Annotated in this window: 18 protein-coding genes; 9 read left to right on the forward strand and 9 right to left on the reverse strand. The window is 69.9% G+C overall.

Annotation, left to right across the window (positions count from 1 at the left end; genetic code table 11):
• Positions 1 to 15 precede the first annotated feature (15 nt).
• On the forward strand, positions 16 to 1,023 hold the full coding sequence (locus JNUCC0626_RS14460; RefSeq protein ID WP_394620252.1) for a LacI family DNA-binding transcriptional regulator: 1,008 nt from the start codon (positions 16 to 18) through the stop codon (positions 1,021 to 1,023).
• A 29-nt stretch (positions 1,024 to 1,052) separates the two neighbouring features.
• On the opposite strand, the gene JNUCC0626_RS14465 is transcribed toward JNUCC0626_RS14460, so the two are convergent.
• The 6 genes from JNUCC0626_RS14465 to rhaI all read right to left on the reverse strand — a co-directional run bounded on the left by JNUCC0626_RS14465 (position 1,053) and on the right by rhaI (position 11,122).
• The gene (locus JNUCC0626_RS14465; RefSeq protein WP_394620253.1) at positions 1,053 to 2,480 is read right to left on the reverse strand and encodes a sialate O-acetylesterase; all 1,428 of its coding nucleotides are present in this window, start codon (positions 2,478 to 2,480) and stop codon (positions 1,053 to 1,055) included.
• 293 nt (positions 2,481 to 2,773) lie between these two features.
• The gene (locus JNUCC0626_RS14470; RefSeq protein ID WP_394620254.1) at positions 2,774 to 4,861 is read right to left on the reverse strand and encodes a family 43 glycosylhydrolase; all 2,088 of its coding nucleotides are present in this window, start codon (positions 4,859 to 4,861) and stop codon (positions 2,774 to 2,776) included.
• A gap of 16 nt (positions 4,862 to 4,877) precedes the next feature.
• On the reverse strand, positions 4,878 to 6,299 hold the full coding sequence (locus tag JNUCC0626_RS14475) for a rhamnulokinase (protein ID WP_394620255.1): 1,422 nt from the start codon (positions 6,297 to 6,299) through the stop codon (positions 4,878 to 4,880).
• Positions 6,296 to 7,741 carry an arabinose isomerase gene (locus JNUCC0626_RS14480; protein ID WP_394620256.1) on the reverse strand — a complete coding sequence of 482 codons (1,446 nt, stop codon included), beginning with the start codon at positions 7,739 to 7,741 and terminating at the stop codon, positions 6,296 to 6,298. Before JNUCC0626_RS14480 ends, JNUCC0626_RS14475 begins: the two co-directional genes overlap by 4 nt.
• Positions 7,742 to 7,895: 154 nt before the next feature.
• Positions 7,896 to 9,932 (reverse strand): bifunctional aldolase/short-chain dehydrogenase, encoded by a 2,037-nt coding sequence (locus JNUCC0626_RS14485; RefSeq protein ID WP_394620257.1) that lies wholly within the window; start codon positions 9,930 to 9,932, stop codon positions 7,896 to 7,898.
• A 20-nt stretch (positions 9,933 to 9,952) separates the two neighbouring features.
• A complete protein-coding gene (rhaI, locus tag JNUCC0626_RS14490; RefSeq protein ID WP_394620258.1) occupies positions 9,953 to 11,122 on the reverse strand; it encodes an L-rhamnose isomerase in 1,170 nt (389 codons plus the stop codon).
• Between the two features lie 156 nt (positions 11,123 to 11,278).
• Here rhaI and JNUCC0626_RS14495 point away from each other — a divergent pair, with 156 nt between their 5' ends.
• Positions 11,279 to 12,565, forward strand: a complete 1,287-nt coding sequence (locus tag JNUCC0626_RS14495; RefSeq protein WP_394620259.1) for an MFS transporter — start codon at positions 11,279 to 11,281, stop codon at positions 12,563 to 12,565.
• Positions 12,566 to 12,578: 13 nt separating this feature from the next.
• On the opposite strand, the gene JNUCC0626_RS14500 is transcribed toward JNUCC0626_RS14495, so the two are convergent.
• Entirely contained in the window at positions 12,579 to 13,268 is a 690-nt protein-coding gene (locus tag JNUCC0626_RS14500; protein WP_394620260.1) for a FadR/GntR family transcriptional regulator, read from the reverse strand.
• Positions 13,269 to 13,342: 74 nt separating this feature from the next.
• Between JNUCC0626_RS14500 and JNUCC0626_RS14505 the strand changes: the two genes are divergently transcribed.
• The 5 genes from JNUCC0626_RS14505 (at position 13,343) to JNUCC0626_RS14525 (ending at position 19,801) form a co-directional block, all read left to right on the forward strand.
• Positions 13,343 to 14,077, forward strand: a complete 735-nt coding sequence (locus JNUCC0626_RS14505; protein ID WP_394620261.1) for a (Fe-S)-binding protein — start codon at positions 13,343 to 13,345, stop codon at positions 14,075 to 14,077.
• A complete protein-coding gene (locus JNUCC0626_RS14510) occupies positions 14,074 to 15,534 on the forward strand; it encodes a lactate utilization protein B (RefSeq protein ID WP_394620262.1) in 1,461 nt (486 codons plus the stop codon). Before JNUCC0626_RS14505 ends, JNUCC0626_RS14510 begins: the two co-directional genes overlap by 4 nt.
• Positions 15,531 to 16,151 (forward strand): LutC/YkgG family protein, encoded by a 621-nt coding sequence (locus JNUCC0626_RS14515; RefSeq protein WP_394620263.1) that lies wholly within the window; start codon positions 15,531 to 15,533, stop codon positions 16,149 to 16,151. The genes JNUCC0626_RS14510 and JNUCC0626_RS14515 overlap by 4 nt, the downstream gene beginning before the upstream one ends.
• Positions 16,152 to 16,440: 289 nt before the next feature.
• On the forward strand, positions 16,441 to 17,466 hold the full coding sequence (locus tag JNUCC0626_RS14520) for a LacI family DNA-binding transcriptional regulator (RefSeq protein WP_394620264.1): 1,026 nt from the start codon (positions 16,441 to 16,443) through the stop codon (positions 17,464 to 17,466).
• An 85-nt stretch (positions 17,467 to 17,551) separates the two neighbouring features.
• Entirely contained in the window at positions 17,552 to 19,801 is a 2,250-nt protein-coding gene (locus JNUCC0626_RS14525; protein ID WP_394620265.1) for a family 78 glycoside hydrolase catalytic domain, read from the forward strand.
• A gap of 214 nt (positions 19,802 to 20,015) precedes the next feature.
• On the opposite strand, the gene JNUCC0626_RS14530 is transcribed toward JNUCC0626_RS14525, so the two are convergent.
• Positions 20,016 to 20,417, reverse strand: coding sequence for an MmcQ/YjbR family DNA-binding protein (locus tag JNUCC0626_RS14530; RefSeq protein ID WP_394620266.1), 402 nt, complete (start codon positions 20,415 to 20,417; stop codon positions 20,016 to 20,018).
• Positions 20,418 to 20,773: 356 nt separating this feature from the next.
• Here JNUCC0626_RS14530 and JNUCC0626_RS14535 point away from each other — a divergent pair, with 356 nt between their 5' ends.
• Together JNUCC0626_RS14535 and JNUCC0626_RS14540 are read left to right on the forward strand one after the other, a co-directional pair.
• Entirely contained in the window at positions 20,774 to 22,909 is a 2,136-nt protein-coding gene (locus JNUCC0626_RS14535; RefSeq protein ID WP_394620267.1) for a hypothetical protein, read from the forward strand.
• Positions 22,910 to 22,948: 39 nt separating this feature from the next.
• The gene (locus JNUCC0626_RS14540) at positions 22,949 to 25,252 is read left to right on the forward strand and encodes a glycoside hydrolase family 95 protein (RefSeq protein WP_394620268.1); all 2,304 of its coding nucleotides are present in this window, start codon (positions 22,949 to 22,951) and stop codon (positions 25,250 to 25,252) included.
• On the opposite strand, the gene JNUCC0626_RS14545 is transcribed toward JNUCC0626_RS14540, so the two are convergent.
• Positions 25,228 to 25,752 carry a hypothetical protein gene (locus JNUCC0626_RS14545; protein WP_394620269.1) on the reverse strand — a complete coding sequence of 175 codons (525 nt, stop codon included), beginning with the start codon at positions 25,750 to 25,752 and terminating at the stop codon, positions 25,228 to 25,230. The two genes, JNUCC0626_RS14540 and JNUCC0626_RS14545, sit on opposite strands and share 25 nt — an antisense overlap.

The raw sequence follows: 25,752 nt of genomic DNA on the forward strand, positions 1-25,752 counted from the left end.
GAAGGGAGGGCGGCGATGGTGACGATGCGGGACGTCGCCGCCCTCGCCCGCGTCTCGGTGGCGACGGTCTCCAACGCGCTCAACCGCCCGGAGGCCGTCGCCGAGGCCACCAGGACGAGGGTGCACGCCGCGATCACCGAACTGGGCTTCGTGCGCAACGACTCGGCACGCCGCCTGCGCGGCGCACCCGGCCGCACCCTCGCCTACCTCGCGCTAGACACCACCAACCCGTTCTTCGCCGACGTGAGCCGCGGCATCCGGGACGAGGCCGAACGGCACGACCTCTCGCTGTTCGTCGGCGACGTCGGTCGCGATCCCCGGCGCCAGGCGACCTACCTGGACCTGCTGGAGCAGCAACGCGCCGAAGGAGTCCTGGTCACGCCGGCCGACGACCGCGACGAGAGGTTGCGCGCCCTGCCCCGGCGCGGCATCCCCGTCGTGCTCGTCGACCGGCACCTGGGCACCGGGTTCTGCTCGGCGGCCGCCGACGACGTGCTCGGCGGCGACCTGGCCGCGACCCACCTGCTCGACCTGGGCCACCACCGCCTCGCGTTCCTCGGCGGCACCGGCGGGTTCCCCCAGATCGCCGACCGGGTGAGGGGTGCGCGCAGGGCGATCGGCCGCACGGGCCGCGGCAGCCTCCTCGTGGTCACCAGCGAGCGCCTGGACGTCCACGCCGGACGGCGGGGCGGCGAACGGATCCTCGGCCTGCCCTCCGCACGCAGACCCACGGCGGTGTTGTGCGGCAACGACCTCGTCGCGCTCGGGCTGCTCCAGCACGCCACGTCGCTGGGGGTCGCGGTACCGGACGAGCTGGCGATCGTGGGCTACGACGACATCGCCATGACCGAGGTGGCCACCACGCCCCTGACCTCGGTGGCCCAGCCGCGCGCCCTGCTCGGCCGGACCGCAGCCGAACTGCTGGTGACCGAGATCGCCCGCGACCCCGGTCACGTGCACCGGCAGGTGGTGTTCCGGCCGGAGCTCGTGATCCGCGCCTCGACGTCCGGTTCGAACGCCTGAACGACCCGACTGGCCGGACCCTCGTCGAATCAACGGAGTGCTGTCGCCCACCTCTGTCCGATGAGGACGGACTGGTCGGCGCTGTAGTGGATGATGTCGGCGAACCCGTCGCGGATGTCGTCCGTGCGCACGTACCGCACGCGGGCCGGATCAGCGGCTGCCATCGCGGCCATCGCCTCGTTCACCTGTGCCACGCCCGGCCGTCCGACGAGGGCCGGCATGTTCGGGTTGATCTGGGTGAGCACCGCGGACAGGCGCGGCGCGTCGAGATCGGTGCGCAGGTCCGCCATCAACTTCGTCATGTTCGCGCCATAAGCGGCGGCGGTGCCGTCACCCGAGTCGGTCTCGCCCAGCAGCCAGTACACCGTGCGCAGCCGAGGCGCGAAACCCTGCTGCCGCAACTGGTCCAGGCCCGTGGTGAGCTGGGTCAGGAAGTCTCCGTAGAGAGGTGCGCCGTAGGGCGACTGCTTGAGGTAGTTCCTCGCCAGCCCGGAGCTGCCGACGGCGTACTTGATGACGGCGACCCTTCCGCGCCGGTCGGCCAGATCGGTGCCGAGGGAGAGCTCGGGCCCGAACCCGCTGAAGTGCGACACGAACCCGGCCCCCTGCGGGGCGAGTTGCCCCATCGAGCCGATGTTGTCCGCGGGCTCCGGCAGATTGCGTTGCCGGTAGCCGAGCAACGCGTGGGGATTCGGCGCGGTGGCGTAGTGGCGGTTGGCCTCGCTGAGCTTCGCGGTGTCGGAGGCCCAGCCGTGTGCGTTGGACTGCCCGGCGACCACGACGACGTCGATCGGTTGGCCGTGGGCGCGGGGACGAACCCTGGTCGCGGTCAGTCGCACGTCGTCCAGGTCCGCGTACCCGAACACGGACCCCACCTGGCCGAGGGTGATCCGGAGCCGCTCCCCTCGTCCCACAGGTGCGGGACCGGTGACGAACGAGCGCGTGACGTCGGTGAACGTGCCGGGTGCCGCCGGGTTGGTGTTCACGCCCGTCCAGCTGCCGACGGGCTTCCCCGATTCCGTCTCGAGCCTGATGTCGTAGCCGGCGAACTGCTCGGTGGTGGTGCGCGTACCGGTGCCGAGGGTCAGCGCGTATCTGGTGTGCGGGGCGAGGCGCTCGTTCGTCACCTGGGTGATCCGGGACGGCCCGCCGTGGTGGTAGTCGACCTTGTCGCCGTGCAGTCCAGACGTGACACCCGGATAGAACCGCTCCGCACCGGGCGCGTCCGGCGCCAGCAAGCCCCGCTGGCCACCGCCTCCGGCGTCGTCCCATCCTGCGGGCGGAGCGACGCGGACCTCGAACGCGGGCGCGTACGTGCCGGTGATCGCGTCCTGGTCGAAGCTGTGGTTCGCGATCGGGACGTTCCGCGTCGGTGCGGCCTGGCTGAACGGAGCGGTCGTAGTGCACAGCACGGCGGCAAGCAGCGCCGATAACGTCGTCACTCTTCTGCGAGACATCCGGTCCTCCTGCGCCTCTCCGGTTTTAACGTTTCAATCCTATCGTTTGCAACTCGACAAAACGGCCGCTAAACATGCTTTAGATCGTTTCATTGAGCCCGTACGGATGTGAGGCCGTGGCGGTTCGACGTGTCCGAGCTGGTGCGGGAAGGTGTGAACGAGGTCGAGGTGACGGTTCGCGGCACCCTCGCCGACTTGTTCGGTCCGGTGCGGCTGCTCCGTCAAAGTTGACCCCGGCAGGCCGAGAGGGGGAGGCCACGCTGCCTCCCCCTCGCGTCCCCTCCCCCGGGCTGCTACCGGATCTCGGCCTCCAGGTGCAGGCTGCGGCCTGCCTCCGTCCGCCAGGTGGCTCCGGAGTCGTTGCTGATCAACGCACTGCCGCCGGAGTACGGATCGGTGTCGGTGTAGGCGATGCCGTACGAGCCCGTGCCCGAAGTCGTCCGCACCACGAGGGCGAACTGGTCGCCCTTCTTCACCTTCAACGACAGGCTGAGCGGGACCCACGACGCCGCCCAGGACACGTTCTCCCGTGCGACCACAGTGGACGCGACGGTCTCGCCGGGAACGCCGTCACGCAGCCGCTTGAGCTCCAGCGTGAGACCGGCCTCCGGATAACCGGTCTGGAAGCTCGTGAACCGCACCTCGGTCAGCTTGCCGGTCTTGGGGACCGTGAAGGTCTGCGCCCGCGCGAGACCACCGCGGATGTCCCAGTGCGTCTGGTATCCGGCGTTCCCGGTCGACACGGCCGGAGTGCGCGGCGTCTTCTCCTTGCGGGCCGGAATCGTGACGTCGTAGGAGATCCCGCACTCGATCGGCTTGATCGCACCGGACGCGTCGAACCGCAACGGCTGCCAGTAGTGCTTGGCGAGCGCCTCGTTCGGTTTGGCGTTCATCCAGACGTCCGACTGGTAGAGGTACAGCGGGCCGGACCTGGTGTCGAGCTTCAGCACGTCGGTCGGCTGGCCACCGCACGAAGTGGTGGTGATGTTGGTACCGGTCAGGATCGCACCGGGAGTGTCCCACTGGGACAGATCACCGGAGAAGTCGTCGGTCAGCAGCACGGTGCCGTCGGGGGTGGTCACCGAGACGCTGTCGACAGAGGCGCGTTCGCCGGTGTGCTGGCGGAATCCGACCCGCCCGGCCGGGCTTGCCTGATCCGTCGTCGTGTCGACCAGCTGTCCGTCGACGAACGTCCTGATCGTCGCGCCCGACACCTCGACCTTGAACTCGTAGCGCTGACCGGCGGTGATCGTCATCGGCAACGGCACGGTCGTGGCGCCCTTGCCGGGGATCAGCTTGGTCAGGTTGCCGCCGGTGGCACCGGGGTGCGGGTAGTTGCCGATCAGCCAGCGGTAGTCGCCGGCGTTGGAGCCGCGCACGACGAGCCCGGCCTGCGCGTAGTTCCCCGCCGTCGCCTGCTCCGGGGTGACCTGGGCGGTGAAGGTGTAGTCGCGCCAGGACTCCCCCGCCTTGCTCAGGCCGACGTCGCCGCCGTCGATCCGCAGCGCGCCACCGGAGGCCTGCCACGCGTCCGGCCGCACACCGGTGCCGGTCCACGGGCCGAGCGGGCTCGACGCGGTGACGAACCCCGTGCCCGTGGTGGTGTAGCCGCGGTTGGGGTCGGAGTAGGTGAGGTAGTAGCGGCCGTCGCGCTTGAAGATCGTCGGCGCCTCGGTGGCGCGGATGCCCACCCGCCTCCACTGGCCGGATCCCGTGGTGTACGTGCGGTCGAGCTTCTCGACGATCAGGTCGCCGGAGCGCCGCCAGTCGGTGAACGCCAGGTACGCCGTGCCGTCGTCGTCCACGAAGACCTGGTGGTCGCCGTAGTTCACGCCGCCTGCCGGCCCTTCCGCCGGGCCGAGGTCGGGTGCCGCGACCTCGCGGAAGCCCGATGTCGGGTTCGAGGAGGTGAAGACGCGGTAGCCGACACCGTTGTCGTAGGTGTTGATCCACAGCACGTACTTGCCGGTCTTCTTGTTGTGCACGACGTGCGGGCGGAAGCAGCCGTAGGTCTTGCCGTCACAGCGTTTCTGCCACGTCTCGCCGCGGGCGTCGAACAGCGGGCCGCGCGGCGTCCAGTTGACGAGATCAGGCGAGGAGTAGGAGACGAAGCCGCAGAACCTCGCTCCCGGCGTGTTCCACTCGAAACCGCAGCCGTAGGAGGTGCCGTAGAGGTAGTAGGTGTCGCCGAACCGCTGGATCTGGCCGTCGTGGGCGTCGATCGCGTTGCCGTTGACGTCGAACCGGATGGCGGCGTTGCCCGCGCTGTCCTTGTTGACCAGCTTCACGGAACGTTCTGGGGAATGAGCCAGTGCGGGTGGGGCGCCGGCGAGCAGCAGACCGAGCAACGCCGCTAACGCCAACGCACGTCGGGGCAACATCGTTGTTGGTTCCCTTTCATCGCAGGGGTGTGAGTCGTCTTTCCGCCTCGTCCCAGACCGCGCCGGAGCCGCTGGGCTCGTAGCGCCGCAACGGCTGGGTGTGGGCGACGAGCTCGCGCAACGCGGTCAGATCTCCTTGCAGCGCACCGAGTGCGCGAGCCTGCACGAGGGCGTTGCCGACGGCCGCGGCCTCGACCGGTCCGGCGATCACCGGCAGACCGCAGGCGTCCGCCGTCAGCTGGCACAACAGTTCGTTGCGCGCACCGCCACCGACGACGTGCACGACCTCGACCTTCGCGCCGGAGAGCGCGGCGGCCTCGCGGACGCTGCGCCGGTGGGCCAGCGCAAGGCTGTCGAGCACGCACCGCACGACCGCCGCACGGGACGTCGGCGGTGCGCCGTGCCGGGAGGCGGCCGTGACGATCCGCTGGGTCATGCCGCCGGGCGGGATGAACTCCTGGTCGCCCGCGTCGACCACGGCGGCGAGAGCCGGCTGCGCGGCTGCCCGTTCCAGCAGCTCGCCGAGGTCGGGGTCGCCCCACTCGCGCAGGCACTCCTGCAGCAGCCACAGGCCCATCACGTTGCGCAGGTAGCGGACCGTGCCGTCGACGCCGAGCTCGTTGGTGAAGTTCGCGGCGCGGCTATCCGGCGTCAGCACCGGTTTCGCCAGCTCGACGCCGACGAGCGACCACGTTCCCGTTGCCACGTAGGCGAAGTGCGGGTTCGTCGCCGGAACGCCCACCACCGCCGACGCTGTGTCGTGCGAGCCGACCGCGATCAACGGCGTGGCGTCCTCCCGCACGTGCGGGAGCAGGTCGCCGATGACCTCTCCCGGTGTCACCAGAGGCGGGAACAGGCCGGGGTGGAGGCCGATCGCGGTGATCAGCTCCTGCGCCCACTCGCGCGTGGTCGCGTCGAGCAACCCGGTGGTCGAGGCGTTCGTCGTCTCCGCGACCCGCCTGCCGGTCAGCCAGTATCCGAGCAGGTCGGGGATGAGCAGCAGGCTGCGGGCCACCTCGAGCTGGGGCGTGCCCGCCGCCGCGACGAGCTGGTAGATCGTCGTGAAGGGCAGCTCCTGCAGGCCGTTCGTGGAATAGAGGTCGGGCAGCCGCTGGTGCAACCGTTGCGCGACGCCGTCGGTGCGGGAGTCGCGGTAGTGCACCGGGTTGCCGAGCAACGCGCCGGTGGAGTCCAACAGGCCGTAGTCGACGGCCCACGAGTCGATGCCGACGCCGTCGAGGGAACCGGCGGCCTCCAGTCCGCCGAGGACGCCGCTGTACAGCGCAGGCGCGTCCCAGTGCAGGGTGTCGCCGAGCCGGACGGGACCGTTGGGGAACCGGGCCACCTCGTGGAGTTCGAGCCGGTCCGGCCCGACCACGGCCTTCAGCACGCGGCCGCTCGACGCTCCGAGGTCGACGGCCGCCACGGTGACGGTCATACGCGCACGAACTCCAGGTTCATCAGCTCGGCGACCGCGGCGAGGTCGGCGGCCCGGTGACCGGTGCCGAGCGCCCAGTGGTGGTCGACGCCGGACGCGCTCCAGCGGTCGGTCCACTCGCCGGGGTCCTCGCCGAAGTCGACGCGGCTGGTGGTGTTGCCGATGCGCAGCAACGGTCCTGGCACCACCGTGCCCTCGCTCGTGACCAGGACGTACCTGCCGTCGCGGCGCTGGCCGAGACCGCACAGCGTCACCGGGCCGGGCTTCACGTCGAACTCGACCGACACGCCCCACCCGCGCTTGCCGTGGTAGGTGCCGAGACCGCGCAGCAACGGGCGGCTGGCGGAGATCGCCAGGTGCGCGGGCCCGTCGTGACCCATCTCGACGACGTCGTCGGCGAAGTTGAGCGCCTGGAACTCGGTGAACGAGCCCCCGGCGCCCAGCCGGTCCATGATCAGCATGGCGAGCGAGTTGCGCAGCTCGTACTCTCCCGCGACCGGCACGCCCCGTGCCGTCAGCAGCGAGGCGCCCAGGATCAGGCCCGCACCGAGCCGTTCGTGCTGCTCGCCGTCGAGACCGCGGTGGTAGTAGGCCAGCGAGTCGAGCTCGAAGTCGTCGATCAGCCTGTCCAGGCCGACGGACACCTTGGCGCCCCAGGAGAAGTCGTCCTCGTCGACCGAGTCGTCCAACTCGAACAACTCGCGCGCCAGCGCCTTGCGTTCGTCCACTTCGGACTCGGTGACGCGCTCGACCCGCACCCGCAGGTCGTCGAGCTCCAGCACCTCGACGTGCCCGCCGAGCTGGGTGGACACCGAGGTGAGGTCGGTCGAGACGTCGAGCATGCCGGGATAGAGGTGGCCCATCAGACCGTGCCTGCCGTGCCGGAGTCCGCCGCGCACTCCGGCCGCGCGGACCCAGCGCTCGATCCGCTGCCAGGCCCGTTCGTCCTCCAGGTAGCCCGAGACCGAGCGGAACGAGATGCCCGCGCGTTCGAAGGCGTTCGCCATCTCGGGCAGGGGGCACGCCCCGCAGTAGGCGAGCCAGGCGCCGGTGTCGAACGTGGCGTGGTCCATCTTCTCGGTGGGCTGCAGGTTGATCAGCAGCACCGGCGCGCCGCTGCGCTGTGCGATGGGCAGCAGCATGGTCGCGGTCATGTACGTCGTGAGGAACCCGACGATCAGGTCGCAGCCGGCTTGGCGCAGGCGTTCCGCGGCGACCGCGCCCTCCTGGGCGTCGGAGATGAAGCCGACGTCGACCAGTTCGATCGGACCTTCGATCGCGCCGAGCCGTTCGGAGACGCGCGCGGCGGACCGCTGCAGTTGAGGCAGCAGGTCCGGGAACTGCGGCCAGTAGGCGCCCAGCCCGCCCGCGACGAGGCCCACCTTCGTGGGCCGGACCGCGGCACGGGTGAGCACGGCGGGGGTTTCGGCGAGTGAGGTCATCGTTGATCTCCTGGTGGTGTGGCTTGGAGTGTGGCCGGTGTGTTCTTGTTCAGACGGGTGTGTCGGGGTGCCGCCCCCACGCCCTCGTACCGGTTGCACGGGGGTGTGGAGGCGGTGCCGCGACGGATCCTGCTGGGCGGTCCAAGCCACACCACTAGCGCAGGAAGGCGGCGGCTACACCAGCGTCCACGGGCACGTGCAGTCCGGTCGTGTGCCGCAGGTCGCCCCCGGTCAGGACGAACACCGCGGCGGCGACGTGCTCGGGCAGCACCTCGCGCTTGAGCAGCGTGCGCTGGGCGTAGAACGCGCCGAGATCGTCCTCGGCCACGCCGTACACCGCGGCTCGCTGCGCTCCCCAGCCTCCCGCGAAGATCCCCGACCCGCGCACCACGCCGTCCGGGTTCACGCCGTTGACCTTGATCCCGTGCTCGCCCAACTCGGCCGCGAGCAGCCTCACCTGGTGCGCCTGGTCGGCCTTCGCCGCGCCGTACGCGACGTTGTTCGGGCCGGCGAACACGCCGTTCTTCGAGGAGATGTAGACGATGTCGCCGCCGAGGCCCTGGGCGATCATCGCCCGGGCCGCCGCGCGGGAGACGAGGAACGAGCCCCTCGCCATCACGTCGTGCTGCAGGTCCCAGTCCGCGTCGGTGGTCTCCAGCAACGGCTTCGAGATCGACAGGCCGGCGTTGTTCACCACCAGGTCGACACCGCCGAACGCGAGCGCGGCGGCGTCCACAGCGGACTGGACGGCGGCGGCGTCGGTGACGTCCACGGTCACCGGCACGGCGACGTCCGCGGAACCCAGTTCCTCCGCCACCTTCGCGGCGGCCGCACCGTCCCGATCGGACACGACGACGCACGCGCCCTCGGCGGCGAGGCGGTGCGCCACGGCACGGCCGATGCCCGAACCGCCGCCGGTGACGAGGGCGACGCGGCCCGCGAGCGGCTTGGGCTTCGGGCGGCGGGCGAGCTTCGCCTCCTCCAGCGACCAGTACTCGATGCGGAACTTCTCGGATTCGGCGATCGGCGCGTAGGCGGACACGGCCTCGGCGCCGCGCATCACGTTGACGGCGTTGACGTAGAACTCGCCGGCAACCCGTGCGGTCTGCTTGTCGGCGCCGAAGCTGACCATGCCGACGCCCGGCACCAGCACGATCGCCGGGTCGGCACCGCGCATGGCGGGGCTGTCCGGGAGCGCGTGCCGTTGGTAGTAGGCGGCGTAGTCGGCGCGGTACTGCTCGTGCAGTTCCTTGAGCCGTGCGATCGCGACGTCCAGAGGCGCGTCCGGGGCGACGTCCAGCACCAGGGGCGAGACCTTGGTGCGCAGGAAGTGGTCCGGGCAGCTGGTGCCGAGCGCGGCGAGCGCGTGCAGCTTCTCCCTGGACAGGAAGTCCAGCACCACGTCCGAGTCGGTGAAGTGCCCGACCTGCGGCCGGTCCGTGGACGCGAGACCGCGGATCACCGGTGCCAGCGCGGCCACACGAGCGCGGCGTTCGTCGCCGGGCAACGGCTCGAAGCCCGGCCGCACCGGACCGAACGGCTCGGCCACGCCGCGGTCGTCGAGGTACCGCTGGGCCTCGGCGATGATCGTGCGGGAGTTGGCCTCGCACTCGTCGCTCGTGGCACCCCACGCGGTGATGCCGTGCCCGCCGAGGATCACCCCGATCGCCTGCGGGTTCGCGGCCTGCACCGCCGCGATGTCGAGCCCGAGCTGGAAGCCCGGCCGCCGCCACGGCACCCACAGCACGCGGTCGCCGAAGATCTCCTTCGTCAACGCCTCGCCGTTCGCGGCCGTCGCGATCGCGATGCCCGCGTCGGGATGCAGGTGGTCGACGTGCGGCGCGTCCACGAGGCCGTGCATCGCGGTGTCGATCGACGGCGCGGCACCGCCCTTGCCGAACGAGCAGTGGTCGAACGCGGCGACCATCTCGTCCTCGCGCTCGACACCGGGGTAGACGGTGGTGAGCGAACGCAGGCGGTCCAGGCGCAGCACCGCGAGGCCCTGCTCGGTCAGCGTGCCGAGGTCTCCGCCGGATCCCTTGACCCACAACAGCTCCACGTCCTCCCCGGTGACCGGGTCGACGGCGGTGCCGGATGCGGAGGTGTTGCCGCCCGCGTAGTTCGTGGTCGTGGGATCGGCGCCGAGGCGGTTGCTCCTGGCGAGGAGCTGGTCGACGGTCACGCGGCTCATGTCTTCCTCCTGCTCGGGCATCAGGCTCCCCAGCCCGCCTGCACGCCGCCGACTCGGGTGGTCTCGATCCGTTGCTGGTAGCCGGAACGGTGGTAGGCCTCGACGGGATCGGGGTCGAGGCCCTGCTCGTCGCGCAGGGCTCGCAGCAACGGCCGGACGTCGGTGGAGAACGCGTCCATCAGGACGGCGTTCGCGGCCAGGACGTCACCGGACTCCTGTGCCTTCTCCAGCGCCACCTCGTCGACGAGCAGCGCCTTCGCCTGTGCTTCCTGGATGTTGAGCACCGAGCGGATGATCGCCGGGATCTTCGCCTCGAGGTTGTGGCACTGGTCGAGCATGAACGCGATGCCCGCGTCCGTCCTGGTCGCGTTCGCCTGCACGAGTTCGAACATGATCCGGAACAGCTGGAACGGGTCCGCCGCACCGGCCATCAGGTCGTCGTCGGCGTAGAAGCGGGAGTTGAAGTCGAACGCCGCGAGCTTCCCCGCGCGCACCAGGAACGCGACGATGAACTCGATGTTCGTGCCGGGAGCGTGGTGACCGGTGTCGATGCAGACGCCGGCCTTCGGTCCCAGTTCGACGCAGTGCGCGAAGGACGTGCCCCAGTCAGGAACGTCGGTGGCGTAGAAGGCCGGTTCGAAGAGCTTGTACTCCAGCAACATCCGCTGGTCCGGACCGAGCCGGTCGTAGACCTCGCGCAACGCCTCCGCGAGCCGGTCCTGCCGGGCGCGCAGGTTGTCCTGGCCCGGGTAGTTGATGCCGTCGGAGAACCACAGCTTCAGGTCCTTGCTGCCGGTGGCGTCCATGACGTCCACGCAGTGCAGCAGGTGGTCGGTCGCCTTGCGGCGGATCCTCGGGTCGGGGTTGGTCACCGACCCGAGCTTGTAGTCGTCGTCCTGGAACACGTTCGAGTTGATGGCGCCGACCTCGACGCCCTGCTCACGCGCGAACGCGGACAGCGCCGCGTAGTCGTCGACCGCGTCCCACGGAATGTGCAGCGCCACCGCCGGAGCGACCCCGGTCAGCCGATGCACCACCGCCGCGTCAGCGATCTTCTCCTGCGGGGTGCGCGGCACTCCTGCCTGCGCGAACACCTTGAACCGCGTACCCGAGTTCGCGTACGCCCACGACGGCGTCTCGATGCGCAGGTCACGCAGAGCGGCTCGCACGTTCTCCGCCACTTCCGCCACCGGTCACGCTCCTTCACCACGCCATTGAAACCTTTCAACAATCCGACCGTAGGTTGTCGAGACAGGACGGTCAAGAGACCTTGTCGAACCAGTTCGGAGCGGCTACGGTGCCCGATTAAATCGTTTCAAGTGTCGACGACGACAGGGGCGAAGCCGATGACCTCACGTGAAGCGCCACCAGCACCGGGCACGACCACCGGCATCACGCGTCAGCAGTGGAAGTGGACGGCGCTGGCGGGCATGGCGTCCTATCTGGACGCGGGGTCGATCGTCGCGCTGGGCGCCGCACTCCCGTTGTTCCAGGAGATGATGGGGCTCTCCGGCTTCGCCGTCGGCGCGCTCGCGGCCATCGGCCCGAACGCCATCGGCTGCGCGATCGGCGCGTTCGCCGGCGGGCGGCTCGGCGACAAGCTCGGCCGCAAGAAGATCTACAAGTGGGACCTGCTCGTCTACGCGTTCGGCATCCTGCTCATCGCGGCCAGCATGAACCCCGCGATGCTGTTCATCGGCACGTTCATCGTCGGCGTCGCGGTCGGCGCCGACGTCCCGACCTCGCTCGCGCTCGTCGGGGAGATCTCGCCCGCGAAGGGACGAGGACGGCTGGTCGGCTTCACCCAGGTCGCCTGGAGCCTCGGCCCCGTGGTCGTGCTGCTGATGGCGCTGGCGGTGGCCCCGCTGGGCGTGTTGGGCATCAGGCTGGTGTTCCTGCAACTGTTCCTGGTCGCGATGATCACCTGGGCGCTGCGGCGCGGCATCACGGAGTCCACCGTCTGGCAGGCGGCCTCGACCACGGCGGCGAGCGCCGGCACGAAGTTCGCGGCCCTGTTCCGCGGCGCGAACCTCAAGGCGTTGCTGTGGACGGGTTCCATCTACACGTTCTGGGGTCTCGCGGCGGGCACGGCGGGCATCTTCACGCCGTACATCGTCACGACGCTCAACGCGGGCTCGCAGGCGGCGGGCGTGGCGCTGGCGTGCGCGCAGTTCAGCATCAGCATCGTCGTGGTGATCTTCATCGTGATGAGGCACAGCGACTCGACCTACCGCGCCCGGCGGCTGATGTGGGGCGTCGGCTCCATCATGTCGGTGGTGGCGTACGGACTGTTCCTGGTCTTCCCGTTCACGGTGCCGCTGGTGCTGGCGAACGTGATCCTGTTCGGCATCGGTGGCACGATCGCCGGCGAGGCGACCTACAAGACGTTCTCGCAGGAGCTGTTCCCGACGATGCTCCGCAGCACCGCGCAGGGCTTCACGTTCGGCGTCGCCCGCGTGGTGCTGGGCATCTGGAGCTTCTTCGTCCCGGTGCTCGCCGCGGCGGGAATCGGCGTGGTCGGTCTGCTGCTCGCCGCGTTCCTCGCGATCGCCGGGTTCATCGGCTACTTCTACATGCCCGACACCGTCGGCAAGTCGCTCGAGCAGATCGAGCGGGAACGCGCGACGGCGTGAACCGGTACTGCGGTCAGGCGACCCCGGAGTCGCGGTAGAACCCCTCGATGTGCGCCCGGACAGCCCGTTCCGCCTCGTCGGGCTGTCCGGCCCGCACCGCGGCGAGGATGTCGCGGTGCTCGGCCCGCAGCCTTCGCGCCATCGCGGGCCAGTCGGACAACGAGGCCGCACCGGCCCGCACGTAGTTGCCGACCGCGCCGCGCACGCCGGACATCACGGCGGTGACGAGACCGTTCCCCGCCGAGTCGGCGAGCATGGCGTGGAACTCGCCGTCCAGCTCCAGGAACTCGGCTGCTCCGAGCCCCGGCGCGTCCATGCGGTCGAGCAGCGCGGCCGCCTTCGCGAGCCTCTCGTCGTCCGCTCCGGCCGCCGCCTCCCGCACCCCCCAGCTCTCGACCAGCACGCGCAACGTCACGACGTCGCGCACCGGCACGCTCCGGCTGGCGACGTGCAGGCGCAACGCCACCCCGATGCCCGCGGCCGCGTCGGCGATGAGGATCGCGCCCGCGGTGGGCCCGGACCCGGTCGCGCTGCGGACGACGCCGAGCGACTCCAGGACGCGCACGGCCTCGCGCACCGACGGCCGGGAGACACCGAGCCGGTCCGCGAGCACCCGCTCCCCCGGCAGCCTGCCGCCCAGCGCGAGCCGGCCCGCCTCCAGCTCTGCCTCGATCCACGCGAGCACGCGTTCATGGGTTCGCACGGCAGAACTCTACCTGTGGTCAGGCCACAGGGCTAAGCTGTGGTCTGACCACACCGCCCCCAGAGAGGACCGCCGTGCGGATCGCCCTGTTCGTCACCTGCCTCGCCGACGCCATCGCGCCGCAGGTCGGCCGTGCCACCGTGACGTTGCTCGAACGCCTCGGCCACGAGGTCGTGTTCCCCTCCGCGCAGACGTGCTGCGGACAGATGCACGTCAACACCGGTTATCGCCGCGAGGCCGAACCCCTGGTGCGCCACCACGTCTCCGTGTTCGAGCCCTACGACGTGATCGTCGCGCCGTCCGGGTCGTGTGTCGGCTCGGTGCGGCACCAGCACGCGGACGTGGCGCGCGCGGCCGGGGACGCGAAGCTGGCCGGCCGCGCGGAATCCGTGGCGGGCCGGACCTTCGAGCTGTCCGAGCTGCTCGTCGACGTCCTCGGGGTCGAGGACGTCGGCGCCTACTACCCCCATCGCGTCACGTACCACCCCACCTGCCACTCGCTGCGGATGCTGCGGGTGGACGACAAACCGTTGCGACTGCTGCGGAACGTGCGCGGGATGACCTTGCTGGAGCTGCCGGCGGCCGACCAGTGCTGCGGGTTCGGCGGCACGTTCGCGCTCAAGAACGCCGACGTGTCGACCGCGATGCTGGCCGACAAGATGCGCAACGTGCTCGCCACCGGAGCCGAGGTCGCCACGGCCGGTGACGCGTCGTGCCTCACCCACATCGGCGGCGGCCTGTCCCGGCTGCGCACCGGCACCCGTTCGGTGCACCTGGCGGAGATCCTCGCGACCACGGAGGCGTCATGACCACGTTCCTCGGCATGCCCGCGCCCCGCGGCGTCGGCCACCTGCGTGGGAGTGAGTCGTTCCCGGAGGCCGCCCGCACGGCCCTCGCCGACTCCCAGCTGCGCCGCAACCTCGGCCACGCCACCGCGACCATCCGCGGCAAGCGCGCGTCCGTCGTGGACGAGCTGCCGGACTGGGAGGAGCTCCGGCTCGCCGGTTCGGCGCTGAAGGCGGCGACGATGGCCCGGCTCGACGAGCACCTCGAACGGCTGGAGCGCGAGGTCCAGGCCCGCGGCGGCGTCGTGCACTGGGCGCGGGACGCGAACGAGGCCAACGAGATCGTCACCTCGCTGGTGCGCGCGACCGGCGAGACCGAGGTCGTGAAGGTCAAGTCGATGGCCACGCAGGAGATCGGGCTCAACGAGGCGCTCGCGGACGCGGGCATCACCGCGCACGAGACCGACCTCGCCGAGCTGATCGTCCAGCTCGGCGGCGATCTGCCGAGCCACATCCTGGTGCCCGCGATCCACCGCAACCGCGCGGAGATCCGTGAGATCTTCCTGCGCGAGATGCCCGGTGTCGACCCGTCGCTGACCTCGGAACCGCGCCGGCTCGCCATGGCGGCGCGCGCCTACCTGCGCGACCGGTTCCTGCGCGCGAAGGTCGCGATCTCGGGCGCGAACTTCGGCGTCGCGGAGTCCGGCACGCTGCTCGTGGTCGAGAGCGAGGGCAACGGCCGGATGTGCCTGACGCTGCCCGAAACCCTGATCACCGTGATGGGCGTGGAGAAGGTCGTGCCGACGTGGACCGATCTGGAGGTGTTCCTGCAGTTGCTGCCGCGCTCGTCGACCGGCGAGCGGATGAATCCGTACACCTCGGCCTGGACCGGGGTCACGCCCGGCGACGGACCGCAGGCGTTCCACCTCGTGCTGCTGGACAACGGCCGCACCGCGACGCTCTCCGACGAGGTCGGGCGGTCCGCGTTGCACTGCATCAAGTGCTCGGCGTGCCTCAACGTCTGCCCGGTCTACGAACGCACCGGCGGCCACGCGTACGGCTCGGTCTACCCCGGTCCGATCGGCGCCGTGCTGACCCCGCAGCTGACCGGAGTCGAGGACAACGCCTCGCTGCCGTACGCCTCGACGTTGTGCGGCGCCTGCTTCGACGCCTGCCCGGTGCGCATCGACATCCCGTCCCTGCTGGTGCGACTGCGGACCAGGCACGTGGACGAGAACCGCGGCGGTGTCCCGTCCGCCGAGGCGCTGGCGATGGCGGCGGCCTCGTGGGTGATGTCCTCGCCACGTCGTTTCTCCGCCGCCGAGGCCGCGTCCCGGCTGGGCAGGGTGCTCGGGCGCAGGACGGACCGCATCTCGTCGCTGCCGCCGCCGATGTCGGGGTGGACGGCGAGCCGGGACGCGCCGAGGCCGCCGAAGGAGACGTTCCGGCAGTGGTGGGCACGGGAGAAGGAGGGGCGATGAGCGCACGTGACGAGGTGCTGGGACGGATCCGCGCGGCCAACGCGGCCGCGGGAAGTCCTGCTGCGCCACCGGTTCCGCGCGAGTACCGGCGAGCCGGGATGCACGCACCGGGGTCGGACGCGGTGGTCGAGCTGCTGGTCGACCGGCTGCTGGACTACAAGGCGCAGGTGATCGACGCGCGCGAGGGCACGGCGGGCGGCGTGCCCACCGCCATCTCCACCGCTCTGTCCTCTGTGGATGGACCGGTGCTCGTGCCGGCCGGTCTCCCGGTCGGCTGGTGCCCCGCAGGCGTTCCCGACACCGGTTTCTCACCCTCCGAACTGGACGGCTTCGCCGCAGTGGTCACCGGGTCCGCTGCGGCCTGCGCCACGACCGGCACGATCGCCCTCGACGCCGGACCCGACCAGGGTCGCCGGGCACTCACCCTGGTGCCGGACGTGCACGTGTGCGTGGTGCGCACCGACCAGGTCGTCGAGTCCGTGCCGGAACTGCTGGCACGCCTGGATCCGGTGCGCCCCACCACGTTCATCAGCGGCCCGTCCGCCACCAGTGACATCGAGCTGGAGCGGGTGGAAGGGGTGCACGGGCCGCGGACGTTGATCGTCGTCCTCGCCTGAGGCCCGCGCACCCTGTTCCGTGCCCACTCCCACCAGTTCCGTCCCCACCACTCGCACGTACCGGGCCGACGCCGGCGGCACCTCGAAGGTCTGCGCCTCACCGGCGCGGGCCTCGGGGTCGTGTCGCAGCAGCCTTGAAACGTTCCAATCAAGGATGAGACGTGCCGTGCAAATGGTCAAGAACTACTCTCCGCGCACAACGCGCCGGAGAGGTCCATCCCGAGGACGTGGGACCGCGAGGGATATCCTTCCGATCTCGGAAGATCACGGATCGGAGCGACGAACAGCGATGGGCGAGCCCTTGTCGGCGAGGATGAAGGACGTCGCCGCGCGGGCGGGGGTGTCGATCGGCACCGTCTCCAACGTGATCAACAGGCCGGAAGCGGTCAGCCAGGCCACCCGCGACCGGGTGCTCACGGCCATCGAAGAGCTCGGCTTCGTGCGCAACGACTCGGCCCGCCGGCTGCGCGGCGCGCCCGGCTCCACACTCGCCTACCTGGCCCTCGACATCGGCAACCCGTTCTTCACCGACGTCAGCCGGGGCATCACCGAGGAGGCCGAGCAGCACGGACTCTCGGTGTTCCTCGGCGACGTCGGCCGCAACACCCACCGCCAGGCCACGTATCTCGAGCTGCTCGAACGTCAGCGGACCGAGGGCATCCTCGTCACCCCGGCCGACGACCACGACGAGCGCCTCCGCGTGCTGCCCCAGCGCGGCACCCCGATCGTGCTGGTCGACCGCCAGCTCGGCGAGAACTTCTGCTCCGTCACCGTCGACGACGTGCAGGGCGGCGACCTGGCCGCGACCCACCTGCTCGAACTCGGCCACCGCCACCTCGCGTTCATGGGTGGCACCGAGAACGTCCGGCAGATCGGCGACCGCGTGACGGGGGTGCGCCACGCGATGACCCGCGCCGGCCTCGACCCCGCCGACCTGGTCGTCCTGCCGAGCGAACACCTCGACGTGCACGGCGGGCGCCACGGCGGCGAACGGCTCGCGGGACTGCCGTCGAGCCGCAGACCCACGGGCGTGATCTGCGGAAACGACCTGGTCGCACTCGGACTGCTCCAGCAGGCGTTGCGCCTGGGCATGCAGGTTCCTGACGACCTGGCGATCGTCGGCTACGACGACATCGAGTTCGCCGAGGCGGCCATGGTGCCGCTCACCTCCGTCGCGCAGCCGCGTCATCTGCTCGGCAGGACCGCCACCCAGCTGCTGCTCGCCGAGATGGAGCACAAACCCGATCACCGGCACCGGCAGGTCGTCTTCCAACCGGAACTGGTCGTGCGCACCTCGTCCCGCCGACGCCCCTGAATCGCGCCCGAGCACGGAAAGTAGCGGCGGCCGCGTTCTGCGCCGTTCCCTTGACGGGCCCTGAACCGAACCATAGCCTCGTGCTTTGAATCGTTTCATCGGCGACCGGGGAGCTGCCGTGCCCGTGCTCTGGCGAGCCAAGATGATCAGCCCCGTCGTGGACACGCCTTCGCCGCGGCTGCGCACCGAGTTCACCCTCGACCAGGGCCACGGCGCCGTCACGGCCGCGACGTGGCACGTGAGCGCGCTGGGTGTGTTCGAGGCGCACCTCGACGGTCACCCCGTGAGCGACGACGTCCTCTCCCCTGGCTGGACCTCCTACGAGTGGCGACTCCGCTACCGCACCTACGACGTGACCACGTTGCTCCGCAGCGACTCCGCGGTGCTGGGCGTGCACCTCGGCAACGGCTGGTACCGCGGCAGGCTCGGCTGGACCGGGAAGCGCGCGTTCTACGGAGACCGCCTCGGCGCCCTCGCCCAACTGGAGATCACCTTCGCCGACGGGCACCGGCAGACCGTGGCCACCGACGAGAACTGGGAGGCGGGTCCGTCCGAGGTGACGGCCGACGACCTCTACGACGGCCAGACCACGGACGCGCGGCTCACCGCGGACTGGCTCACGGCACTGCCGGGACAGGTCGAGGTCCTCGACTTCGACCACGCCACGCTCACCCCCTACATCGGCCCGCCGACGCGCCGCCAGGAGACGCTCCGGCCCGTCACCTCGCACGGGGCACCGTCAGGGCGCACGATCCTCGACTTCGGCCAGAACCTGGTGGGACGACTCAGGATCCGGGTCAGGGGCGAGGCGGGCGCGGTCGTCACGGTCCGGCACGCCGAGGTGCTGGAGAACGGCGAACTGGGCACGCGCCCGCTGCGTTCCGCACTCGCGACCGACCGGTTCGTCCTGTCCGGCGGTGACGACGAGTTCGAGCCCGCGTTCACGTTCCACGGCTTCCGCTACGCCGACGTGCACGGCTGGCCCGGCGAGATCGCCGAGGACGCGGTCGAGGCCGTGGTCGTCCACTCGGAACTGACCCGCATCGGCACGTTCGAGTGCTCGGACCCGGAACTGAACCGCCTGCACGAGAACGTGGTGTGGAGCATGAAGGGCAACTTCCTCGACGTGCCCACCGACTGCCCGCAGCGCGACGAACGCCTGGGGTGGACCGGCGACCTCGCCGTGTTCGCTCCTGCGGCCGCCTACCTCTACGACGTCGCGGCGTTCCTGGAGGACTGGTCCGCCGACCTCGCAGCCGAACAGACTGCCGCAGGCGGACGAGTTCCTTTCGTCGTACCGGACATCCTCAAGTGGGGCGCGCCGGCCGAGTTCGGGCCGTCTGAAACGACCGCCGTGTGGGGCGATGTCGCCGTGTGGATGCCGTGGGCACTCTGGGAGGCGTACGGCGACAAGGACCTGCTGGCTCGCCAATGGCCGATGATGACGTCCCACGTGCGCCACGCGGCGAGTCTGCTGTCCGCGGAAGGGCTGTGGGAGAAGGGATTCCAGTTCGGCGACTGGCTCGACCCCGACGCCCCGCCGGACGACCCGGCGGCAGCGAAGGCAGACCCGGCAGTGGTCGCGACCGCCGCCCTGTACCGCTCCGCACGCATGACGGCGAGCGCGGCCGAGGTGCTGGACCACGACGCGACGGAGTTCGACGAGCTCGCACAACGGATCGGCGCCGCGTTCCGTTCGTCCTATGTGGATTCCGACGGTGTCGTCACCAGCGACTGCCAGACCGTGTACGCCCTGGCGATCTGCTTCGGCCTGCTGGAACCCGAGCACGAACGGGCTGCGGGCGAACGCCTGGCCGAACTCGTGGAGAAGGCACGGCTTCGCATCTCCACGGGCTTCGCGGGCACCCCGTTCGTGCTCGACGCACTGACCCGCACCGGCCGCCCGGACCTGGCCCACGCCATGCTGGCCCAACGCGAGGAACCGGGCTGGCTGTACCCGGTGACGATGGGAGCGACGACGATCTGGGAACGCTGGGACTCCATGCTTCCCGACGGCAGCATCAACCCCGGCGAGATGACGAGCTTCAACCACTACGCGCTCGGGGCCGTCGCGGACTGGATGCATCGCGTCATCGGCGGCATCGCCCCGTTGGCCCCCGGCTACAGCAGGGCACTGGTCGCGCCCGTCCCGTCCAGGACCATCACCTCGGCGCGAGCAAGTCTTCGCACACCGCACGGCCTTCTCTCGGTGGCGTGGTCGTGCGAAAGCGGGCCGATGCGCGTGGACTTGACGGTGCCGGAGGGCGTCACGACGGTGGTGCGGCTGCCCGGTAAACCCGATCGCGTTGTCACGGCGGGTACCCACCACCTGTGAACCGGGAATGATCACCCGCGCCGAAACGAATTGCACGTGCTCGTCCGGGTCGTAACGACCTCGCCGCCACGAGCGACTTCCAGCGGCTCTACGGCGAGGCCGTGTCGATCTGGAAGACCTGGAACGCGCTGATGAGCGCCTTCCCCGCCGGGTTCGATGCACCCCAGGACGCCAAGTGGACGTGTCTGCTCCGTACGACCACGGCGGAGACCGCTCAACCGAGCAGCTTCACGAGCTTCGCCGGCGCCAGCACGCGGTAGCTCTCGGTCAGCAACTCCCGCACCTCGTCCCAGTCCACATCCGGCAGCACCTTCAGCCCGACCACGTCCTTGCCCCACGCCGCCCGGAAGAACGGCTCCCCGGCTTCGGCCAGGGCATCGAACTCCTCAGGCTGGGCCCGGAACGTCATGATCACCGTTGGTTCGGTGAGTTCGGCGGCCCGGCTGTACGCCCCGGTCTCACCAGGATGCGCCGTGAAGACGTGCACGAAACTGCGGTTGCGGATGCTCCACCGCACGCCCACCCACGCCGCTTGCTCAGTGGCCTCCGGCAACGCGGCGCAGATGGCCCGCACCTCGTCCAGCACCCGGTCCGGCACATCCGCACGATCATTCACGGCGCCCAACGCTACGCGCCCGCTCCCCCGTCCACGGGATGATCGCCCCGTTCACACTCCGAACGCTTCTCGCCCCTCGCCTCCTTCCCTCTTCAACCCCTCCGGCTTGTCGCAGCGAACCGGCAGGGGTGCCTCTGGGGGCACCGGGCGTTACCCGCAGGCACCCCACACCTCCGAGGACCTTGACCTGAATCGGACAGGTCGAGGCCGGATCGGGCGCAGACCGTTGCCATAGGTCGGAGGGCTGTTACGGTGCGTACGGGCGCAGGGATTTCTAAACTTAATTTAGTATTTATTCTTGACGCGATCGGGTGACCGAAGCATGCTTTGGCCACTCGACGACGAGAGGTACGGGTATGCCGAGAACCCTGCTGTCCGCGGCCACCATCGCTTTGGCGCTGTTGGCGCCCACGGCGGTTGCCGCTGCGCCTGCTGCCACTTCCGCCCCGGTTGAGCACGCGGGCGTTGACCAAGGGGCGCCCACCTACTACGACTCCGGTGTCGCACGCACTCCGTACATGGGGTGGAACTCCTACTTCGCCGTTGGGGCGGCGTCGGAGGAGAAGGTGCTCGGGGTGGCGGACCACCTCGTCAGCAGTGGTCTGGCCAAGGCCGGGTACAACATCGTGTGGATCGACGGTGGGTGGAACGCCAACCCGCCGCGCGACGGCAAGGGTTCGCTCGTGCCCGACCCCGCGCGGTTCCCGTCCGGGTTCAACAAGCTCACCGACATGTTGCACGCCAAGGGGTTGAAGGCGGGCATCTACACCGACGCCGGCGCTTGGGACGGCAAGAACTGCGCCGCCGGCAGTGGTGGTGGGTACTACGAGGCCGACGCCAAGCAGTTCGCCGGGTGGAAGTTCGACGCCATCAAGATCGACTTCCTGTGCGGCATCGCGCAGAACATGGACCCCGCTGTCGCGTTCACGCAGTTCTCCGCCGCCGTGCAGAAGGCCGGGCGGAAGATGATCCTCAACCTCTGCAACCCCGTCACGGACGAGTGGGGTGTGCCGCACCGGTGGGACCAGACCGCTTACGTGGCTTACACGTACGGGCCTCGGGTCGGTGACTCGTGGCGGACGAGCACCGACGTCGCGTTCGGCACGCCGTACGAGGGCATTTGGCGCGACGTGTTGCGCAACATGGATCGCAACCTCTACCGGCCCGGCGCGCAGGGACCCGGTCACTACAACGATCCCGACTACCTGATTCCCATGCGCAAGACGGAGCAGGGCACGTACGAGCTCAACGAGGAGGAGTCGACCTCGCAGCTCGTCATGTGGTCGGTGATGGCCTCGCCGCTCATCATCGGGTCGGACCCGCGGACGTTGCCGCAGTCGATGATCGACACGTTGAAGAACCCCGAGATCATCGCGGTCGACCAGGACCCGCTGGCCATCCAGGGAGTGAGGGTCGCGGGGTCGAACAACGTCGACGTGTACAGCAAGGTGTTGTCCGGCAAGGGTGAGCGGGCCGTGGCGGTGCTGAACCGCAACGACCAGCCCGCCGAGTTCGCGGTCAACGTCGCCGACGCCGGGCTCAAGGGCACGGTCAGCGTGCGGGACCTGCGGGCGCGGGCCGACAAGGGCACCACGACCGACAAGATCACCGTCACGGTTCCCGCGCACGGCACGGCGTTCCTCAAGTTGCGCGGTGAGACCGCGGTACCCGGCACGGACGTCGGGGGCGAGACCTCGGCCAGCCCGGCGCTGGTTCGGTGGGACGACAGGACGATGGCCACGTTCGCGCGGGACAAGTCCGGTCGGCTCACGCAGCGGTCGATGGTCAACGGTGAGTGGCGCAACTGGGTCGTGCTCGGTGGCCCCAAGAACGGGCAGATCCTCGGCCAGCCGAGTGCTTTCGCCGGCGCGAACGGGCGGATCGACCTCTTCGTGCGAGGCACGGACAACGTTGCGTACCAACGGACTTACGCGAACGGCAAGTGGGGCAACTGGTCCTCGCTCGGCGGCACCCTGACGGACTCGGTGTCGGTGGCGTTCACGAGCCCGGACAGCTGGAGCCTCTTCGGTCGTGGCGCTGACGGTCGCGTGTGGACGCGCGACAAGAACAACGCCACCTGGACCTCGGTCGGTTCGCCCGGCAACCAGCAGATCTACGGCAGGCCTTCTGCCGCAACGGTGTCCGCGGGCACGTTCGTCACGGTCCGGCTGCAGGACGACTCCGCCTGGTACCGCAAGCGCACCGCGAACGGCTGGTCCGCGTGGACCTCGCTCGGCGGCGTGATCAGCGGCAGCCCGACGGCCCTCGCGAACGGCGACCGGGTCAACGTGTTCGTGCGCGGCAGCGACTACACGTTGTGGCAGCAGGACCTCGTCGACGGCGCGGGCACCTGGTGGTTCAAGCGCGACCAGTTCGTGAGCAACGCGCTCACCGGTGCGGTCGGTGCGGCCGCGGGTGACGGCGGCACGTCGTGGGTCGCCGTGCGCGGACCGGACAACGCCGTGCACGTGTCGGCACTCCCCACCCCGTGACCAGGACAGTCACCCGATGAACCTCCACGGAGCTCAAAGATGACCTCACGTCGCACGTTCCTCAAGGCCACCGGCGCCCTCGGCCTGGGCGCGATGGTCCTGCCCACGTTCACCTCGCACGCCGAGCCCTACCGGCCGACCGGCAACCCGCTCACCGCCAACCCGACCACGCTCTGGTACCCCGCTCCCGCCGACGAGGCGAAGATCATCGAGCAGGGTCTCCCGATCGGCAACGGGCGTCTGGGCGCGCTCGTCGGCGGTGGCGTCGAGAAGGACTTCCTGTACCTGACCGACGTCACCCTGTGGACCGGCGAGCTGAACGACGCCCTCGAAGGCGACGGCCAGCTGCCCTACGACCCGACGCACTTCGGCACGTTCTCCATGCTGGCCAAGCTCTACATCACCGTGCCGGGCCACGCGGGCGCCACCAACTACCGCCGCGAGCTCGACCTGAGCAACGGCCTCGTCACCACGAAGTACACGCACGGCGGCAAGCAGTACCGGCGCGAGATCTACTCGAGCCACCCGGACGACGTGGTGATCGTCCGGCTCGTCGGCCCGAACCAGACCGGCACGATCGACCTCGTCGGCGCGCACGGCGAACCGTCCGTCGGCGACGCGCCGCACACCGCGGCGGTGTTCACGGGCTCGTTCGCGAACAAGCTGGCCTACGCGGGTGTCGTCACGGCGTTCAGTCCTGATGGGACGGTCAAGGTGGACGGCGCGAAGCTGTCGTTCACCGGCTGCTCGGACCTCGTGATCGTGTTCTCCGGCGGCACGAACTACGTCCCGGACCACACCGTCGGGTTCATGGACCCGGTGATGGAACCGGCGAAGCTCGCGCTGGAGAAGGCCAGGGTGCGCGCCAAGGCGGACGCCCTGCTGCGCACGCACGTCGCCGACTACCGCAAGAAGTACGACCGGCAGCGGGTCGACCTCGGCCGCTCCACCGACGCCCAGCGCGCGATGGACACCTGGACGCGGTTGCAGGCCAGGGCGACGAGCAACGCGCCCGACCCGGAGCTGGAGGCGAGCTACCTCCAGTTCGGCCGCTACCTCGCGATCACGGCGTCGCGCGACAACCTGCCGATCAACCTGCAGGGTCTGTGGCTGTCGAGCAACAACCCGGACTGGTACAGCGACTACCACACCGACATCAACATCCAGATGAACTACTGGCTCGCGGACCGGGCCGCGCTGTCGGACACGTTCGAAGCCCTGGCGGACTACTGCCTCGCGCAGCTGCCGGCATGGACGAACACCACGCAGGCGGTGTACCAGGACGAGCGCAACCGGTTCCGCAACACCAACAACAAGGTCGCCGGCTGGGCGATCGCGTTCTCCACCAACATCTACGGCGGCAGCGGCTGGTGGTGGCACCCCGGCGGCAACGCGTGGCTGTGCATGTCGTTGTACGAGCACTACGAGTACACGCTGGACCGCGACTACCTGGCCAAGATCTACCCGTTGCTCAAGGGCGCCTGCGAGTTCTGGGAGGCCAGGCTCGTCGAGACCCCGCAGGGCCTCGTCGACGACCACGACTGGTCACCCGAGCACGGCCCGCAGGACACCCGCGGCAACACCTACAACCAGGAGTTGGTGCACCACCTCTTCGGCACGTACCGCACCGCGACCGACGTACTGCGCCGCGACCAGGCATACGGCCGCAAGATGTCCGCGTTGCGGGACAAGCTCTACCTGCCGGTCGTCAGCCCCAAGACCGGCATGCTGCAGGAGTGGATGTCGCCGGACGACCTCGGCGAGACCACGCACCGGCACCTGTCCCCGCTCGTCGGGTTCTTCCCCGGTGACCGCATCAACCGCGACGACTCTCCCGCCGCGATCCTCGACGGCGTGAAGCAGCACCTGATCACCCGCGGCATGGAGAGCTTCGGCTGGGGACTCGCGTGGCGCGCGGCCTGCTGGGCGCGGCTGAAGGACGCCGACCGCTCGTACGAGCTGATCGGGAAGGTCATCCGGCCCTCGATCAACTACGCGAACGGCACGGCGCCGAACTTCTTCGACATGTACAGCTTCGGCGACCGGTCGATCTTCCAGATCGACGCGAACCTGGGCGCTCCGGCCGCCATGCTGGAGATGCTGCTGTACGGCCGTCCGGGCGTGATCGAACTCCTGCCCGCGCTGCCCAAGGCGTGGAAGACCGGTTCGGTGACCGGGATCGGCGCGCGCGGCGGCTTCACCGTCGACCTGACGTGGAAGGACAGCAAGGTCACCAGTGTGACCGTGCGCAGCGTCGGCGGCACGGAGACCGAGGTCCGCTTCGGGAACTGGAAGAAGAAGGTCAAGCTGCACAAGGGTCAGTCGGTGACGTTGCTCCCCTGATGCAGTCCCCGCTGGTACCGCTGGTGCTCGGACTCCTCCCACTCCGCGACGTTCCCGTAGCGCTTCTCGAGGAACGCCACGAACGCCAGGCGTTCCTCGTCGTCCGCGAGCAGGAACGTCTGGTCGGGCCGGGAGTCCGGGCCCACGTTCAGCAGGAACCCGCCCCCGGGCTGCGGCGTGCAGTGCATCAGGCTGCCGCGGTCCGGGTGGCGGGCCGCGTTGTAGGCGCTCTGCACGTACATGTGCCCCCAGTCCCACTCGCGCATCTCGATGAGGAACGACTGGAAGCGCAGCTCACGGCGCCGCGCCGCCATGCTCTCGTACTTGTCGCCGACGAAGCGCTCTTCGAGGTACGCGATGAACCGCAGGCGTTCGTCGTCGTCGCACAGCGGTCCCTCCTCGGTCAGCCCGAGGTCCAACTCCCCCGCCACGATCGCGTCGTAGACGTCGTGGAGGCGGCCGCTCCGTTCGAGCAGGCTGCCTGCGAAGCTGAAGTTCAT

Origin of the sequence: Lentzea sp. JNUCC 0626 (assembly GCF_043632865.1) — a bacterium.
Lineage (GTDB): Bacteria > Actinomycetota > Actinomycetes > Mycobacteriales > Pseudonocardiaceae > Lentzea.

Bases quoted from the DNA above. Each gene is read 5' to 3' on its own strand.
- JNUCC0626_RS14460 (WP_394620252.1), top strand. From the start codon at position 16: ATGGTGACGATGCGGGACGTCGCCGCCCTCGCCCGCGTCTCGGTGGCG.
- JNUCC0626_RS14465 (WP_394620253.1), bottom strand. From the start codon at position 2,480: ATGTCTCGCAGAAGAGTGACGACGTTATCGGCGCTGCTTGCCGCCGTG.
- JNUCC0626_RS14470 (WP_394620254.1), bottom strand. From the start codon at position 4,861: ATGTTGCCCCGACGTGCGTTGGCGTTAGCGGCGTTGCTCGGTCTGCTG.
- JNUCC0626_RS14475 (WP_394620255.1), bottom strand. From the start codon at position 6,299: ATGACCGTCACCGTGGCGGCCGTCGACCTCGGAGCGTCGAGCGGCCGC.
- JNUCC0626_RS14480 (WP_394620256.1), bottom strand. From the start codon at position 7,741: ATGACCTCACTCGCCGAAACCCCCGCCGTGCTCACCCGTGCCGCGGTC.
- JNUCC0626_RS14485 (WP_394620257.1), bottom strand. From the start codon at position 9,932: ATGAGCCGCGTGACCGTCGACCAGCTCCTCGCCAGGAGCAACCGCCTC.
- JNUCC0626_RS14495 (WP_394620259.1), top strand. From the start codon at position 11,279: ATGACCTCACGTGAAGCGCCACCAGCACCGGGCACGACCACCGGCATC.
- JNUCC0626_RS14510 (WP_394620262.1), top strand. From the start codon at position 14,074: ATGACCACGTTCCTCGGCATGCCCGCGCCCCGCGGCGTCGGCCACCTG.
- JNUCC0626_RS14515 (WP_394620263.1), top strand. From the start codon at position 15,531: ATGAGCGCACGTGACGAGGTGCTGGGACGGATCCGCGCGGCCAACGCG.
- JNUCC0626_RS14520 (WP_394620264.1), top strand. From the start codon at position 16,441: ATGGGCGAGCCCTTGTCGGCGAGGATGAAGGACGTCGCCGCGCGGGCG.
- JNUCC0626_RS14535 (WP_394620267.1), top strand. From the start codon at position 20,774: ATGCCGAGAACCCTGCTGTCCGCGGCCACCATCGCTTTGGCGCTGTTG.
- JNUCC0626_RS14540 (WP_394620268.1), top strand. From the start codon at position 22,949: ATGACCTCACGTCGCACGTTCCTCAAGGCCACCGGCGCCCTCGGCCTG.
- JNUCC0626_RS14545 (WP_394620269.1), bottom strand. From the start codon at position 25,752: ATGAACTTCAGCTTCGCAGGCAGCCTGCTCGAACGGAGCGGCCGCCTC.